This is a genomic window from Granulicella sibirica (genome assembly GCF_004115155.1).
Lineage (GTDB): Bacteria > Acidobacteriota > Terriglobia > Terriglobales > Acidobacteriaceae > Edaphobacter > Edaphobacter sibiricus.
Genome location: NZ_RDSM01000003.1, coordinates 176,252 through 193,558, shown reverse-complemented (window position 1 = coordinate 193,558; position 17,307 = coordinate 176,252). Strand labels below are relative to the sequence as shown.

11 protein-coding genes are annotated in these 17,307 nt (G+C 59.8%); 2 read left to right on the top strand and 9 right to left on the bottom strand.

Annotation, left to right across the window (positions count from 1 at the left end; all coding sequences use genetic code 11):
• Positions 1 to 140: 140 nt before the first annotated feature.
• Positions 141 to 1,109, bottom strand: coding sequence for a nucleoside hydrolase (locus GRAN_RS17660; RefSeq protein WP_206662801.1), 969 nt, complete (start codon positions 1,107 to 1,109; stop codon positions 141 to 143).
• A gap of 244 nt (positions 1,110 to 1,353) precedes the next feature.
• Between GRAN_RS17660 and GRAN_RS17655 the strand changes: the two genes are divergently transcribed.
• Positions 1,354 to 4,575 (top strand): TonB-dependent receptor, encoded by a 3,222-nt coding sequence (locus GRAN_RS17655; RefSeq protein ID WP_128914375.1) that lies wholly within the window; start codon positions 1,354 to 1,356, stop codon positions 4,573 to 4,575.
• A gap of 90 nt (positions 4,576 to 4,665) precedes the next feature.
• On the opposite strand, the gene GRAN_RS17650 is transcribed toward GRAN_RS17655, so the two are convergent.
• The 5 genes from GRAN_RS17650 to GRAN_RS17630 are packed head-to-tail and all read right to left on the bottom strand — an operon-like array spanning position 4,666 to position 10,169.
• Positions 4,666 to 5,610: a nucleoside hydrolase gene (locus tag GRAN_RS17650; RefSeq protein ID WP_128914374.1), complete on the bottom strand. Its 945-nt coding sequence runs from the start codon at positions 5,608 to 5,610 to the stop codon at positions 4,666 to 4,668.
• A 3-nt stretch (positions 5,611 to 5,613) separates the two neighbouring features.
• Positions 5,614 to 6,996 carry a purine-cytosine permease family protein gene (locus tag GRAN_RS17645; protein ID WP_128914373.1) on the bottom strand — a complete coding sequence of 461 codons (1,383 nt, stop codon included), beginning with the start codon at positions 6,994 to 6,996 and terminating at the stop codon, positions 5,614 to 5,616.
• A gap of 59 nt (positions 6,997 to 7,055) precedes the next feature.
• Positions 7,056 to 8,114, bottom strand: a complete 1,059-nt coding sequence (locus GRAN_RS17640) for an amidohydrolase family protein (RefSeq protein ID WP_128914372.1) — start codon at positions 8,112 to 8,114, stop codon at positions 7,056 to 7,058.
• Between the two features lie 18 nt (positions 8,115 to 8,132).
• Positions 8,133 to 8,960 carry a transcriptional repressor AgaR gene (gene agaR, locus GRAN_RS17635; RefSeq protein WP_241654914.1) on the bottom strand — a complete coding sequence of 276 codons (828 nt, stop codon included), beginning with the start codon at positions 8,958 to 8,960 and terminating at the stop codon, positions 8,133 to 8,135.
• A gap of 12 nt (positions 8,961 to 8,972) precedes the next feature.
• Positions 8,973 to 10,169 (bottom strand): SIS domain-containing protein, encoded by a 1,197-nt coding sequence (locus GRAN_RS17630; RefSeq protein WP_241654912.1) that lies wholly within the window; start codon positions 10,167 to 10,169, stop codon positions 8,973 to 8,975.
• 106 nt (positions 10,170 to 10,275) lie between these two features.
• Between GRAN_RS17630 and GRAN_RS17625 the strand changes: the two genes are divergently transcribed.
• Complete coding sequence (locus tag GRAN_RS17625) at positions 10,276 to 11,232, top strand: carbohydrate kinase family protein (protein WP_128914371.1); 957 nt, start codon at positions 10,276 to 10,278, stop codon at positions 11,230 to 11,232.
• Between the two features lie 83 nt (positions 11,233 to 11,315).
• On the opposite strand, the gene GRAN_RS17620 is transcribed toward GRAN_RS17625, so the two are convergent.
• The 3 genes from GRAN_RS17620 to GRAN_RS17610 form a co-directional block, all read right to left on the bottom strand.
• Positions 11,316 to 12,233 (bottom strand): aldose epimerase family protein, encoded by a 918-nt coding sequence (locus GRAN_RS17620; RefSeq protein ID WP_241654903.1) that lies wholly within the window; start codon positions 12,231 to 12,233, stop codon positions 11,316 to 11,318.
• Positions 12,234 to 12,271: 38 nt separating this feature from the next.
• Positions 12,272 to 13,636 (bottom strand): Gfo/Idh/MocA family protein, encoded by a 1,365-nt coding sequence (locus tag GRAN_RS17615; protein ID WP_128914369.1) that lies wholly within the window; start codon positions 13,634 to 13,636, stop codon positions 12,272 to 12,274.
• A 349-nt stretch (positions 13,637 to 13,985) separates the two neighbouring features.
• Positions 13,986 to 17,246 (bottom strand): TonB-dependent receptor domain-containing protein, encoded by a 3,261-nt coding sequence (locus GRAN_RS17610; RefSeq protein ID WP_128914368.1) that lies wholly within the window; start codon positions 17,244 to 17,246, stop codon positions 13,986 to 13,988.
• Positions 17,247 to 17,307: the final 61 nt, after the last annotated feature.

Below are 17,307 nucleotides of genomic sequence, written 5' to 3'. Positions count from 1 at the left end.
AATGCTCTACCGAGGATTATCGCTCAAATCCCGCCAGGAGGCATCCAGCTAAATCGCTCCCATTCCGAGATGCGTTGACGAGGAAGGGACATCTCCCCCATAATTTTCGCGCTATACGCCCGGTATAGTGCACAGGCCGCCTAACGAAGGCTTCGCTCAAGCGCAGCCTTCCACCCGGGAACATCCAGCTTCCAGCAGATCTCAGCCCTACCGCTCGCAGCCCAGACGCTGGCATTCCTCTGATCACCCGAGACATTCAGCTTGTCCACGACCGTCATCCCCCGCGTCAACGGGCTGATCGTCTCGATCTGCACGGCATGGGAGCTGGCCGAAAGGCTGAGTCCGGGCTCGAGCAGAACTGCCATCGCGATAGGATCCGGGAGCGAGATCCCCGGCTCACCGGTCTGCTCTTCGTAAGCACCGGCAGCCACGCTGTTGCTCTGAATCGCGAACGACGCAAGCGGCGTCCCAATTGCCAGGATCCGGGCAATATCGTCCGCACTAAGCACCGCCTCATCCCGCGAAAGCTGCCATCCGATCATCTCGATCGGCAGTCCGGAGGCAAACACCATCCGCGCCGCCTCCGGGTCGACCCAGATGTTGAACTCCGCGGCAGGCGTAACGTTCCCCTCGCAGCACGGCGCCCCACCCATCACGACACACCGGCTGATACGGCTCACGATCGAAGGATCCCGATGCAGCGCAAGGGCAAGGTTGGTCAGCGGCCCGAGCGTAATCACCTCGAGTCCCGGATGTTGATGAGCCGCCGCAATGATGGCATCGACCGCATGCATCGTCTCGGGCGTACGGCGAGCCGGAGCATATCCATGATCGCCAAGCCCATCAAGCCCATGAAACCATTCCGCCGATTCGAGATCCCGCACAATCGGCTTCGAAGCGCCAACGTACACGGGCACGTCCGAGCCACAGAGCTCAGCCGTGTATAGAGCATTGCGCGCACCCTGCTCAACCGGCACATTCCCCGCCACGATGGTGATCGCCACCACCTCAACGGCGGGCGAGCGAAGCGCCATGATCAGCGCAACAGCATCATCGGAAGCGGTATCCGTATCGATGAGAACGGGTCGTCGCGGGGCAGTGGGTTTCAAGAGCATACTCTCCTGTCGTACGTCATGACGCACACGTGAATTCGCTTGAGTCGGCGCGCGAAGTTGATTTACAGTATGGCAACACTTCTCCATTTGAGCCGAGTTCCTGAGCCGAGCCTCAAGGGAAATCCATCGGTCATTCGCTCTTCGATTGTTGTGGGCCCGGAAGGCGCTTCCGCCTGGCGTATCCGACGCTCTTCCACGATGTGCAGAGATCGTCCTTAGCAGCTTACCGGAGACTTCATTGATTCGACCTTCCGCTCCAAAGCGCCTCGGCCTTGTCCTTGGGCTTATCGCAGCTTCCTCCTGTTTCACCTATGCACAAAATGCAGTATCGACCGGATCACTCACCGGCGTCGTTCGCGATCCATCCGGAAATGTGGTCGTGAACGCAGGCGTTGTCGCCGTGAATGAAGCAACCGGCGAGCGCGTCACCTCGACCACGAACGGCAGCGGAAGCTTCAGCTTCCCCGCCCTCAAGATTGGCACCTACGACGTCTCCTTCACGTCCCAGGGCTTCAAGACATCCGAGACAAAAGGCCTCGTCGTCGGTGTCGGCCACACGACCGACGCAGGCGCAACCCTCGCCCTCGGCCAGGTCAGCGAGATGGTCGTCGTCCAGAGCGACGAGGGCTCGGCCCTCAACCCGACCGACACCACCGTCGGCACCCTCGTCCAGAAAACAACAATCGATGGTCTCCCCTTGAGCGGACGCCGTTATACGGATCTCGTCCTACTCACCCCGAACGTCACCTCGGATGGGCAGTTTGGCCACATCAGCTTTGCCGGCCAGTCCGGCGGCGATCTCTCCGGCTATAACAACACCGCCGGCGGAGCCTCCAACGCGAACGGCTCAAGCTCCTTCACCGTCGATGGCTCCGACTCGACCAGCTACTACTACGGCGACAACCGCGGCTTCACCCGCATCCCGTATGTCTTCGGCCTGCAGTCCATCCAGGAGTTCCAGGTTCAGCCCAACGTCTACAACGCCGGCTACGGCGGAGCAGGCGCGGGCTTCATCAATACCGTAACCAAATCCGGCACAAACACCTGGCATGGCGATGCCTTCTACTACAACCGCAACTCCGGCACCGGGGCCAACGACGCAGTCGACAAAGGCGCCGGCAACCCGAAGCCCGTCAACGTCCTCCAGCAGTTCGGAGCCGACATCGGCGGGCCCATCAAGAAGGACAAGATGTTCTTCTACTTCGACTACGAGCAGCAGAGGCATAAGGACCCCCTCTACGCCGTAAACGCAGGCCAGGCCGCAACCAATGAGACCACCTTCGGCGTCCCTCTCGGCACCACGCTGCCCGCTCCCAACAGCCACTACCCCGTAGCCTCCACCATCTCGCAGGACCAGGCCACCGCCAACCCCACGAACCCAATCTATCTCCAGGGCGTCTCGAACGCGCTCAACGTCATCCACAGCAACCTCGGCCCGCGCGCCCGCCGTCGCGACGACTACGAGTTCTTCCCCAAGTTCGACTGGCAGTTCAGCGACAAGACCCACCTCACCGTCCTTTATAACTACAACCACTTCCAATCCCCCGGCGGCATCATCACCTTCAGCCCCGAGTCCTTCGCCGGCACCGAACTCCTCGCCGACAACGGCGTGCGCGATCACGTAGGCACCGTCCACCTCACCCACACCTTCACCCCTTCACTCGTGAATGATGCCTACGTCAGCTACGCCCGCGACGAGCAGCTTTATAACCCCTCTGGGCTCGCCGGCTCCACCACCAGCCCCGAGATGATCCTCACGTCGCCCCAGACCATCCTCCTCGGCAACGCGACTTTCTCCTATAACAACCTGCGCGAGTACCAGACGCAGTTCGCCGATCACCTCACCTGGCTGCATGGAAAGAACCAGTTCGACGCCGGCTACAGCCTCAACTACGACACCATCTCGAATAACAATCCCGGCGCATTCTTCGGCCAGTACATCTTCCTCAGCCCGCAGGCCTTCGCTCTCGGTAAGTGGAACATCTTCGAGCAGACCTCCGGCGATCCGAAGTACAACTTCAGCGATCCCTTCATGGGTTTCTTCGTCAACGACACCTACCACGTCCTTCCAAACCTCACGCTCACAGGCGGCATCCGCGAAGACTTCCAGAAGTATCCGAACCCGGCCGGCAATCCCGCGCTCCCCGCCACCCAGGTCTTCCACAATCAGTACGAGCGCGTCTCCCCAAGGCTTGGCTTCTCCTACTCGCCCTTCGAGAAGACCGTCGTCCGCGGAGGCATCGGTCTCTATTACGAGATCTTCGTCGGCGGCAACTATCAGAACTCCACGCAACAAAACGGCATCTCGCAAAAAGGCCTGACACTGCTCGACTTCAGCACCGCAACCATCGCGGCCAACCAGAGTCCCGCCTATCCCGCCGCGCTCCCAGCCTCAAGCCCGCTCTTCAGCACCGGCGGAAATATCGTCACCGTGGCCAGCAACTACAAAACTCCCTCGGTCATCAACTCGAGCCTCCAGATCGACCAGGAGATCGCCAAGGGAACCATCCTTACCGTTGGAAGCCTTTGGTCGCACGGCATGCACCTCACCTCCTCGACAGCCTATGACGAGAACCTCAAGCAGCCCACCGGAACAACGCAGTACATGCTGCCAAACGGCACCAGCGTCACAGCTCCGAACCTCGATAGCAACCTCCTCCAGGAAGGCCTCATCAGCTCGAGCGTAGGACAGATCAACGCCCTCATTAGCCCCGGCATCAATAACTACAACTCGCTCTTCGTGCAGTTCAACCGCCAGGTCGCCAGGGGCGCGAACGTCATCGTCTCCTACACCTGGGCCAAGAGCACGCAGAGCGGCGTCGACTTCTACAACCAGTTCGCCCTCAACCAGACCCACGGTCTTTCTCTCCTCGATCAACGCCAGCGACTCTCGATCGCCGGTGTCTACTCTCCCGTCCTCACCGGCGGCAGCGAGACAGCCCGCGCCATCCTCAATGGCTTCAAGGTAAGCATGATCACGCAGCTCAACTCCGGCCGCCCGTACACCGGCGTCATCGGTGCCTCGGCCCTCGGCGCTTCCCTCAACGATTCCGCAGCCCTGCAATCAACCGCCAACACAGCAGCCGGCCTCGTAGGCGGCAACTCTCCCGGCTACGGCCTGGCGCCTGGCGAAGGACTCAATTCCTTCACCGGACCACCGATCACCGAGACCGACCTCGGCATCGAGCGCGCCTTCCAGATCCGCGAACGTAACTTCATCACCCTCAAGGTCCAGGCCTTCAACCTTCTCAACTCAGCCAACTACTTCGTCTATGCAGGCAGCGGCATCAACCAGGTCCAGTACCTGGCCAGCGGCGCAACCTGCGGAGACGGCAAGACCATCAACCAGACCTGCACGCTTACGCCGAACAACGGCGCAGGTGGCTTCCAGACCCTGACCGCCGTCAACCAGTCCACGCCTCCACGCGTACTTCAGTTCTCCTTCGCCTATAAGTTCTAGGCACAACTCAACAGCAGGCCACGCAAAGATGCCTCCCGCGCTAACTTCGCGGGAGGCATCTTTGTTGGATCTTGGCCCGTCAACTAACTCCTACAACCGAAGCAGCCGCCCGAAGATAAGCTCGAAGTAACGATCCGCATCCATGCTTCTCAGCACGGTCACGTTCGGCGTCTTATCCGTCACGCCCCACCAGTCCACCACGCTTGCACCCAGCGTGAGCACACTACTGCATTCGATATCGACATGCACGTGCCGCCCCTCGAAGATATCCGGCTGCAGCAGGTAAGCCGTCACGGTAGCATCATGCAGCGGGCCGCCGGCCCAGCCGTACTTACTCCGATCGAAGCGCTTGTTGAACTCGAGCAGATGATAGAAAGCGTCGCCAACTGGCGTTCCGGCTTTGCGCAGCATCTCAAGACGTGCATCTGTAATGAGGGCCTGGTGCGTGCAATCGAGCGGAATCATCGTAATCGGCGCGCCGCTTCCAAAAACCCGCGCGGCAGCCTCGGGATCGACATAGAAGTTGAACTCCGCAGCGGGTGTGATATTCCCAGCCTCGGACATCGACCCACCCATCAGCACGATGCCTTCGAGATACTCAGCGAGACGTGGCTCCCGCGCCATCGCAAGCGCAATGTTTGTAAGCGGAGCCACGCAGCAAAGCGTAACTGTGCGCGCCGGAAGGCTCATCACGAGATCGACAATCGCATCCGGCGCAAAGGCCGCCTGTGGCCGCATCGTGGGCTCCGGCAGGTCGTAGCCATCAAATCCGGTCCGGCCATGAACGTGCTCTGCCGTAACGAGCTTGCGGACCAAAGGCGCGGACGCCCCGGCATAAACAGGAACACCGGTTCGCCGCCCAAGTTCGAGAGCCTTCAGCGCATTCTTTGTCGTAAGCTCAAGCGGAACATTCCCCGCCACAGTCGTGATCCCAAGCACGTCAAGCTCATCAGGCGAGGCGAGCGCGGCCAGAAAAGCAACTGCATCATCAGGCGAGGGATCGGTATCGAAGAGAACGCGGCGCGGTGTAGACATCACTTATCCAAGGCTCTGGCGAAACTGATGGGGAAGCAGGCGCATCGAGAGGAGATAGCCAAGCCCGGTAACCACGGGCGTAAGCACGGCTGGCAGCGCACCAGTAGGCAGCACGGAGTAGAAGCCATAACCCAGCACGCACCACGCGATCGCGACGACATTTACCCCATGAAAGTACCGATAGATGCCGTCCGGATCGAACAGCGCCGGTAGGTCGATATGCATGCGCGCGACGAAGAGATAGTGGAAGAGCAGCACTCCAGCCAGCGGAGCAAAGAGATTCCCAAGAAAAGTAGTGAACGGAAGAAGCCGTGTAAGAAGAGAAGGAAAGGCAGAAAGCGCAACGCTGACGACGCCAACCGCTAGGGTATTCCAGAACCGCCCCGGACGCTCGATGAAGTTAGTCAGCGAGAGCCCGCCCGTATAAAGATTCATCACATTGATCGTAGTCTCGTCGAGCGTGATGACCAGCAGGATAAGCCCAAGCGTAAACCAGTGCGGATCGATAGTAGCCGCCAGCGAGAAGGGGTTCGACTCACGTCCAAGCGAGGCGCACCCTGCATAAGCTCCAAGCGAGACCGAGAACGCGGTCGCAAGCAAACCGGCGAGCATCGTTCCCCACCACATGTCCCCGCGGCTGCGGGTATACCGGCAAAAGTCCGCCGCATCGGTGATCATCGTAAGCCACGCCGCCACCATGCTGTTGAGCCACACCGCGCACAACCCATAGTGCCACCCTGTATGCTCCTGAAAATGCAGCACGGCAGATGGCCGGTAGCTCGGCTCGGCCACATGCGCAAGCAGCCAGAACATATATCCGATCCCGCCGATCTTGATCGGAAACCCATAGCGCGAGAGTTGCTTCAGCCAGTCGTATCCAACCAGCGCCAGCACAACCTGCGCACTCGCAAGCACAATCCCGGTCCACACCACCGAGTAGCTCCCACCAGTAAGCTGGTGCCGGATAGCAACGACAACACTAGCCGCAACAATCGTCTGCACCGCAAACCAGTAAGTCGAAGCAATCACCCGCATGATCGAAGGAAGCCACTTCGCCCCTTGGATCCCAAACACCATGCGGCACGCAACCTGTCCCGTAATGCCGTAGTCGACACCAACGGTTGCCATGATGATGTAAGCCGAGAACGCAGTAAGTATCCCAAGCGTCGACGTAACTACGGTAGACCAGAATGACAGCCCTGATGCAACCGCAAGCCCGCCAATCACGATCGTCGAAGGATTGATAAGAAAGTTGCTGACAAGCAGAAACAGATCCGGCCACCGGACCGTCTTGAGATAGTCCGGGACAGGCTGAATGGCAAAGCGTTCGATACCGCTGATAGGTGCGTCGGTCGTCTCGAGCACAGACGTTTCGATGGCATTCACTCCAGCCGTTCAGGATGCGTTGGATCTGAATCCAGAGTACAGCCGCTGCCCCTCAACCACTAAGCAGAAAGCCGGGGAAGCAGGCGAAGCGCATTCCCCCGATACACCTTGCGCAGCACATCGTCCGGCAGATCGATCCCGTAGATATTCCATCGCCCCTGCCCCGATGCATGCGTCGGATACTCGAAGTACTCATCCGCCGTCTCCAGGAACCGGTAGTACAGCCGGTACATCGATACCTCTGGCACCAGGTCCGCGCCAAACAGAATCCGATCCGCAAACCGCAGAAAGAACTTCCGCGCCGAGTAAGGCTGACGCCCCAGTTCCGAAGCCCGCGCGCTGATATCCACCATCACATTCGGGTTCGCCTCCATCATCGCCGTCACGCGCTCAAGGTTCTCAGAGTCCTCCCCGATATGCGCCCCCACGAACGTCGTCCCCGGATGCCGCGCGAACACCCGATCCCTCTGCTCCAGCAGCTCCGCCTTGCTGAACTGCGCCCCATGAAATCCCCAGTCAGGATGCGCCGCCAGCTCTTCATACCGTTCGTTGTTTCCATCGATCGGCTCAAAGAAAGCCAGCGGATCCCCAATATGCACCATCACCGGAATCCCAAGCTCCCCTGCCCGATCGAAGATCGGCGCAAGCCGCTCATCGTCGACCTGCATCAACTTGCCCGAAGCATCTCTCACCGACAGCCCAAGATCCTTCCATATCTTGAACCCCACAGCCCCATGCTCCACCAGCCGTTCCAGCCGCTTCACACTCCGCTCCACGAACTCCGGATGCGTCGCGTCCGACCAGTCCATCCACCCGATCGTCGAGAACCGCGTCTCACTCGCCAGCCGATACCGCTCCATCTGCCGCAGCGCCTCATCTCCAACCATCATCGTGATGTTGACGGTGTGCTCGATCCCGCACTCGTCCATGATCGCGAGCACCTTCGCCGGATCCTGCGCATCCAGGTGGTTGTGATAATCAATCACCGGAAACCGAGGCCGCAAAATCTCGTGCTCTGCCGTATGCAGCATGCTTCGCGGATGAAACTGGCTCAACGGCAACGTAACCTCGGCCTTCGCCGACACCATCGCAACAAACTTATCCTCAATCTCCGCCACACGATCTCCTAAGCAGACCTAAACCAACGTCAACTGAATACCCATCTTCCGGATCGCATCCGCCGTCGCCTTCGGCAGCTTGTCGTCCGTAATCACATGATGAATCGCGCCAATATCCACAATCTTCGACAAGCTCCGCCGATTGAACTTCGTCGAATCGCACACCGTCACCACCATCGTCGAAGCCTTCACCATCGCCCGGTTCACCCGCGACTCCATCATGTTCGGCGTCGTCAACCCCATCTCTAGGTCGAACCCATCCACCCCGAGAAACAGTATGTCCGCATGCATCTCATGAAGCATCTCTTCCGCGAGCGGCCCTACCAGCGAGAACGAGTTCTTCCGCAGCGACCCACCCGTCATGATCACCTCGAAGTCCGTACTGCTCAGCTCCGCCGCTATATTCACCGCGTTCGTAATCACCGTCAGCCGGCTGAACTTCTTCAGCGCCCGTGCAATCGCCGACGTCGTCGTACCCGAATCCAGCAGCACGCACTGACCTTCCTTCACCAGCTCCACCGCCGCCGCCGAAATCCGTACCTTCTCTTCCGACCGCTGCGTCTCCTTCTCCTTCAGTGAAGGATCGAACAGCGTCCCAGCCTGTGGCAGCAGAGCCCCGCCATGCGTCCTCTGCAGAACCCCGCGCATCTGCAGCGCATCGAGATCCTTGCGAATCGTAATCCGCGAAATCCCCAGCGCCTGCGACAGGTCATCCACCAGCACCCGCCCATGCTGCTGCACCAGCCCGAGGATGTGCTGACGCCGCTCCTCGATGAGCATCTGCGCCCCGCCCTCGATCTCCTCCACCGGCTTCTTTGCAGTACCTTCAACAGCGTTACGGCGCATCCATTACTCCGATCAGTAAATCCGGAACTCCTGCACCACGCGGCTGATCACGCCCCCCGGGCTCGGAGCATCCGGCTTCAACCCATGCGCCACCGAGTTGAAAAGCCCAAGCAACTGCCCGAAGATCACATCCACCACCGGCCGATATCCATCGCCAATCTCATCCGGAACCGCCAGGTATGATTCGCAGCACCCACGAAACTCCTCCCGCATCGAAGCCGGCCCAACCGCGATCCTCTCCGCCGCAACACCCTTCGCCCCAATCTCCCGCAGCAGATCCCCCGCATACCGTGCCCGCCGCCCATCCTGAGAAACAAAGCAGACAAACAACGTCCCCGAATCCAGCGCCGCCATCGGTCCATGCCGCAGCCCAAGCACCGTCTCTGGAATCGTCTTCACCTGCCCCGCCGTCATCTCGAGCACCTTCAGCGCGCTCTCCTTCGCCACGCCCGCCAGCGCCCCCGTACCCACCAGGCAAATCCGCCCATACCCCTTCGACGCCAGCCGCTCGGCTTCCTTCCCCGCACTCACCAGCATCTCCCGCCCTGCGCGAGCCAGCCGCTCCATCACCCGTTCATATTCGTCGAACGACCACGCATGCGCCAAACACTGCCCCACTACCACCATGTTCGTAAACGAGCTCGTCATCGCCAGGCTGCGATCGTTCACCGCGTCATCCAGCACCAGCACGCACGACCGGTCCGCCTTCTTCGCCACCGAAATCATCGCCGCCTCCGCATGGCACGTCACCACCAGGTGCGCAATCTCCGGATACAGCCTCACCGCCTGCTCGATCACCGCCACACCCTCCGGCGAGTCGCCCGAGCGTGAAAACGAAACCCACAGATACTTCCGCCCCGGCACAATCATGTCCTCGAGATTCGGCAGCAGCTCCGTGCTCGCACAAGCCGAAACCTCGCATCCCCACGTCCGCCGCAGCAGCAAGCTCAGCGACCGCCCGATATAGTCCGACGTCCCCGCCCCCACCAGCAGCACCACCGGCTTTGCCTCAACCCCCGACCGCACCCCGACGCTATCCAGAAACTCGCAGATCCGCCCCTGGTTCTCGCGGAAGAGCCGCGCCGTCGCCTCCCAGGTATCCGGCTGCTGCGCGATCTCCTGCGGCGTAAACCGCAGCCCGCGGGCTTCCTGCTCCTCGACCGAAAGTTCAAGAAAGCCTGCTAAAGTCGTCATTTGAGTGCTTGCCATCGCAAAGATGTTCCTCTCTTTTTCGCGAATCGTAAGTAAAGATAAGTAATAATAACAAACAAGCTGCTCGCTCGCTTCATTTCAAAAGAAAAGAGCCCCTCGTTCGATGCCCGATTCTTCCCCAAGCACAAAACGCTTCGATCTTACGCTCGCCGGTGAAACCAATCTAGACCTCATCCTCTACGGCCTCCCAGAACACATGCCTGTCGAGCGCGAACTCCTCGGCGACGCCTTCCAACTCACCCTCGGCGGCTCCTCCGCCATCCTCGCCCACAACCTCGCCGTCCTCGGCAACCGTGTCGGCTTCATCACCCAGACCGGCCGCGACGACATGGGCGCCATCGCCCTCGAACGCCTCCGCTCCAGCGGCGTGGACCTCTCCCGCTCCACCCTCCACCCCACCCTCGGCACCGGCGTCACCGTTCTCCTCCCCCACGGTTCAAAGCGTCACATCCTCACCTACCCCGGCGTCATGGCCGAGATGAACCTCGCCGACCTCGACATCGACTACCTCGCCGACTCCCGCCACTTCCATCTCTCCTCCCTCTTCCTCCAGACCGCCCTCGCACCCGACCTCCCTTACCTCTTCACCATCCTCAAGTCCCGCGGCCTCACCCTCTCCCTCGACACCAACGACGACCCCGCCGACCAATGGTCCGGCGTCCTCTCGCCCCTCCTCGACCTCATCGACATCCTCATCCCCAACGAGGACGAGATCCTCCGCATCGCCCGCGCCTCTAACCTCGAAGAAGCCCTCGACAAGCTCTCCCCGCGCATCCCCCTCATCGTCGTCAAGTGCGGTAGCCGCGGAGCCATCGTCCAGCAAGGCTCCCAGCGCGACCACATCGCACCCCTAACCGTTCAGCCCATCGACACCATCGGAGCCGGCGACAGCTTCAACACCGGCTTCCTCACCGCCTGGCTCCGAGGCGAATCCCCCACGCGCGCCGCCGCCCTCGGCAACATCACCGGAGCCCTCTCCACCCAGCGCGCCGGCGGCACCGAAGCCTTCCGCGACCCCCTGTTCCGCGAACACTTCCTAGCCACCCACCCCAACCCCTGAAACTGGCACCCCGCGGATGTCGTTGCACTTGCCGTTGCCTATCCGGTTGTCATTCCCGAAGGGAATCTGCGTTTGCTTCTGCCTTACGAACGCGTCCCATCACAAAACCCCCGAAACTCCTCCAACCCCATCCCCGCCTGCGAAACCTCAAACTCAATCCACCAACCACCCGTACCACCCGCAGCAAGCACCCGAGCCACCCCAAGCCTCTCAGCCTCCGCCAGCGTCCCGCAAGCAGCCACCGTAGGTTCCAGCGCAACGGCATACTGCACCGGCTCCGCTCCAGGGACCGGCCAGCCCCCATAGCAGAGCCACATCCCCACGTAAGGCAGCATCTCCGGATCAAACCGCAGCACAATCCCCTGCCCAGCCTTAGCCCGATACACCCCACACCACCCGGCAGTCAGCCGCGGGGTGTAAAGCATCTCCGCCACCCCCGCATCCCGCCCCAGCACAAGCCCCAGGTCCATCCCCTCATGCTCCGGCCACGAAACCTCCCCACCGAGCCGAGCCCCAAGAGAGGAATGCACCGCAAGCCGCGTAACCTCCGCCGGCATCACCACAACGTCGCCCTCTTCAACCGCAAGCAGCGGATGGCAGGCGTAGAGAAAGGAAGTCGTCTCTGAGCCCACATTCTCCACCACGTAATCCACCAGGAAAGCCCGGCCCCGCAGCGCCATCGTCTTGGTAAACCGCAGTGGCCGGCTGAAGCCCAAAGCCGTCAGCCTCACCCCACCCTGTCCGTCCTCCACCACCCAGGGCGTCTGCCAGAAATCCCCATGATCCGGCACGGCCCCACCGTCAGTCTCCGGCCCACACTTGCCAACGCTGGGCAGACACTCCTCAATCCCCGCGCACCACCCATCCTCGAACCGCGCATTCAGCGAAGCTTCTTGCTCCCGCCACGTCCCCTCCGCCTGCAGCAGAAACTCCACACCCGTGTCCACATCGAGCAGCGATTGCACCCGCCCACCTTCATCGGCAAGCACAACCGCCCGCAACGACCCGTCTCGTAACTCCCTCCGCCCATCCACGGAAGCTACGCCTGCAAAGCAATCGCCGAAGCGCTGCGATCCCGCCAGTGCCCACGCGTAAAGTCCGGAACGTCCACCGGCCCGCCCCCATGCGCCACCGAATCAAAACTAAGCGGCCCAATCGACGACCAGGCCGCGGCGTCGTACACATCCATATCTGGCGGCAGCCCTTCCTTCATGCACTGCACCAGCCGAAACAGCATCAGGAAGTCCATCCCGCCGTGACCGCCCATCTTCTTCGCGTTCTCCCCTTCGTTCTTCCAAAGCGGATGCTCATACTGCTTCCACGCATCGAGCGTCCCATACTTCTCACCACCCGCCTGCCCATCGATATAAATGCGCGGCGGATAATCCTCGAACAAACCTTTCGTCCCCGAAACCGTATTCACCCGCGAGTAAGGCCTCGGATTCACCACGTCGTGCTTCACCGTGATCAGCTTTCCGCCGGCCGTCTTCACCAGCGACACGTTCATATCGCCCGCAATGTACTTCTCTGCCATCCGCGGATCGCCCGCCTTCACCGTCTGCGCGCGGTAGACGTCCAGTCCGCGCTGCCTCGAGCTCATCGAGACCATCGTCGTAAACCGGTCGCCACGCTGGATCCCCATGAAGTTCGCCACCGGCCCAAGCCCGTGCGTCGGATACAGGTTCCCATCATGCTGGGTATGCGACGCCCGCCGCCAAAGCCCCTCGCCCTCGCTCGAGAACAGGATGTCGCGCAGGTCATGCAGGTAAGCCCCCTCGCCATACAGCAGGTCGCCAAGCTCGCCCGCATGCGTCATCCGCAGCACAAGCGTCTCGTTGTACCCATAACAACAGTTCTCGAGAATCAGGCAGTGCTTTCGCGTCTTCTCCGAAGTGTTCACGATCTTCCAGCAGTCCTCCATCGTGGTCACCGCCGGAACCTCGAGCGCCGCATGCTTTCCGCTCTCCATCGCCGCCACGCCAATCGGCGCATGCCACTGCCAGTACGTCGCCGCGATCACCAGGTCGACATCCGTTCGCTTCATCAGGTCTTCGAACGAGTGCTCATTGCCGAAGTAGATCTCCGGCTTCTTCCGTCCCGCAGCTTCCACCAGAGCCTGTGCCTTCTTGGCCTTCTCCTCGTAAATGTCGCAAAGTGCGACAATCTCCGCATCGGTCCCAAGCAGGTTCTTCAGCAGCGAAGTTCCCCGCCCGCCCACGCCCACGATCGCGATGCGCGGGGTCTTCGCCTCGAACGGCACGTTCACCATCGTCCCTACAGACGTCTTCTGCGCCTGCGCCGGAAGAGCCGCTGCCGCACTGATTCCGATCGTCGCCACTGCGCCAAGACGGAGAAAGTCCCTCCGGGTGCTGTCCTCTGGCATCCCTTGCTCTTTCTTTCCCATCGCCGAGCTCCTTTTTTAGAAAACTTTCGAGAAGCACCTTCAAAAACACCAGCAAATTCGCGTGTCAAGCCCCGAAACCACCTAACCCATTCAAATCAATAGGGTTAGCCATGTCCGTTTAGTTAGGTCAGATCACTATAATGGAAGAAGAAGAAAAAAAGCCGCGTTGTCCCAGTGACTCCTGCGCTGCTCGTTCCTAACTTCTTTGATATCTAATATTTAGCCGTAAGTTCCTTATTATGAGTAAGTTACAGCGGTTTGTGGTATGCATCTTATTGAAAAGAAATAAGTTAGACGCGGGCTATGGGAGGGGGGGGTACCCCCCCCCACAGCCTGTCTCGCAAACAACTCAGAAGGTGAAGCCTCCCTGGAAAGTGATCTGCCGTGGCTTCGCCACCTCGAGTGAACTGAACGTTCCAACCTGCGTCGTAAATTGGTTTCCACCCGCGACGGTGATGCTTCCGCTCGGAGGAACAAACTGCGGATGGTTGAAGAGGTTCGAGATCTGCGTGATGAACTGGAACTTCACCCGTTCCGTGATCGCCGTCTCCTTGATGAGCGAAAGGTGCGTCAGGTAGAGCTTCTGGCTCTCCAGGCTGTTCGGAAGCGCGTTGCCGAAGTGTCCGGATTGAGGAATCGAAAACGCCGCCACGTTGAACCAGTCGGTCTTGCTCTTACCGCCAGGAACCGCGTTCGGATCGCCAACCAGGTCCGGAAGTCCGCCAAACGTATTCGTGTGCGAAGGATCCGAGCCCGAGAACGAAGGCGAAAAGTAAGTTCCCGAAGCAAGGTACGTGATCAGGTTCGTCGACCAGCCCCCGACAGCCCGGTCAAGATAGCCATTGCTGTTTGAAAGGAACTGCCGTCCGTGTCCGAATGGAAGCGCATAGACCACGCTTCCAACCGCATAGTGTCGACGAGTCAAACCATCGTTCGACCAGTGGCTCAGCACGTCATACGCATTCTCGGTATCGAGAAAGTTTGCCTTGCTCCGCGAGTAAGAGTAATTCGCATTGAACGTAAACCCGCCAGCGCGCCGCTTTACATCGACCTGGAGGCTGTCATACTTTGCTCCACCATCGAACCGCAGAAACGTAGTCGAAACAAGATTTGGATAAGGCCGCGAACTCGTCGTAAAAGCCGTCGTCCCCGCAGGAGGATTGTTCGTATTCAACGAATAGTTCAAACCCGTGCTGCGCGAACCGACATACGAACTCCGAATGCCGATCTTTCGCCACTCGACCTCATACGTTCCGCTGAACTGGTGAATATGGCCATTCGAGATATTCCGCGGATAAGCATTTACACTCTGGCTCGGAACCGAAGCAAGCGCTGTGCTCGAGGGATAAGGATTCGGGAACGACAGCAACGCTGGAGTCGTCGGACTCGGCGTGTTCTGCGCATAGATCTCGCTCAACGCGAACGGCCCAGTAGAACCAAGCTGCGGATTGATGGGAAGGAAGTTGTTGAACGCGCCAGCAGTACCAAGACGAGAGATATAGATCCCATATCCACCCCGCACCACCGAGTGATCGGACAACTGGTAAGCCGCTCCGAGACGCGGAACGAAGTTCGTTTTATCGGCAATCGCCTGCACATCGCCAGTCTTCACCGTGATCGTCGAGGGATACAGCGGACTCACCTTCGAGAGCGCTGCAGGATCCACGATCACATCTCCAGTCGTCGGATCGAAGTTATACATCAGGTGATCCTGCGCGCTCGGCGTTCCATACAGATCCCAGCGGATGCCATAGTCCAGGCTCAACTTACGCGTCAGCTTGAACGAATCCTCCGCATACAGACCATATTCCGTCAGCGTCTGCTCCCGGTCTCCAAGCGGATTCGTCCTCTGAGTCGTCCTCGGCAGACCAAGCAGGAAGTCCGCATAAGCGCTACCAGTGATCGAACCATCGAACGCAAACGTTCCGTAGTCGGTTACACGTCCGTAGAAGTTATCGAAGTGCTCCACATCGCCACCGAACTTCCAGACATGTCTTCCGACCTGCCAGCTAATGGAATCATTCGCCGTGATGATGTGATTATTCGCCTTCGTACCACCTGGAACATTCACCAGCGAAGTCAACCCAGTAATAGTAACCGTCGGGAACCCTTGACCAGTCTGCCCGCTAGGATTCGATCCCTGTAGTCCCGTCGTCGAAAGCACCTTGCTTCCATCCGGAGGAGTCTGTCCCGCCTCCGACTGACCATCGATAAGATAGTCAGTCGAGTAGCCAAACCGGAAGTTGTTCAACAGCCGCGCCGAGAAGATGTGCGTATCGCCAGCGGCATACTGCTGGTGCCGCCGAAGACGCGTCCAAACCAACGAAGGCAAACCGTCATTCAGCACGTAAGGAGTTTGCCGCATCAACCACCGAACGAAGAAGCTGTTGTTCTTCGTCAGGTTGTGATCGACACGCGCAATCGGCCAGTCACCGCGATAGAGATCGCTGTTGAAGGGGAAGTGAAACGAGTAGTCGTTGACCTGGCTGCTCGAAGCAGTATTCGGAGCCGGGAGATAGTTGTTCTGGAACGCCAGAGCGACAGAGCTGATGCGGCTGGTCGGAATCGTATTGTTGGCGAACGGCTGCCCGGTAGTCGGATCGATGATCGTGGTAGCGAATACGCCCGCTCTCCAGTTCGTCGTCGGAACGCTCGCGTGATACTGCGTTCCCAGTGGAATCCGCTGCGCGAACCACTGCCCATAGAAGAAGGTGCGATCCTTCCAGATCGGCCCGCCACCTTCGATGTTCCACTCATGCTGGATGTAAGGAGTCTTCGAAGTATCGTAGAAACCCTCTGCGTTGAAGACCGAATCGTAGATGCGATAGCTCGCCTTGCCGTGAAACGAGTTGCTGCCGCGCTTGGTTACCTCGTTGATCTGCACCGGAACCGCGCTTTCCGCCGGCGCGTTGAACAGCGTCGCCGAGACCTCTTCGAAGAAGTTCGCGTTGTTGCTCTGCGCTCCCTGCAGATCGTTCGGAATACCGTCGAAGGTCTGCGTCTGCTGCGCCTGCTGCTGCCCATTCGCGATCGGCGTTCCCGTTCCGCCCTGTACGCCGGAAAGCGTCGTAAGCATCGAGTAGGTCGTGGGATAGATCGTTACCTGCGGTGATTCATCATGCTGCTTCGCCGAGAACACACCCTGGATCGTCGCCGACTCAGTAGCGATCAGCGCAGCTCCCGCTGAAACCGTCACCTCTTCAGCCGCCTCACCGAGCGCTAGCTGCGCATCGACGCGTCGTATCTGACCGCTATCCAGCAGGATGTTCGCCGCCACGAACATCTTGTATCCAGCCGCTGTCGACCGAAGCTCGTAAGTACCCGGCTTCAGTTCCCCGAACTCATAGTCTCCATTCGCCATTGAGGTGGCCTCGCGCACAACCTGTCCGGTCGAGGGCTCCACAAGACTCAAATGAACCGCCGGAACTGCACCGCCGGACGCGTCCGTCACCGTTCCGCGCAGGGTGGCGTTCACCGTCTGCCCGGACAGCGGCACCCGCAATACCAGGAAGCAAAGGGCAAGGCTGGCAACAAGAAGAAAGCGGCGGATGGATTCCAATCCGGATCGATCCGAAGAAAGGAAAGCATTCCTTCTACAGGGCTTGTTCATGGTGAGCCTCCAGTGTGATGGCGAATGCAAGGTGTCGAGTCGAAAGACCGTGTTACTGCTT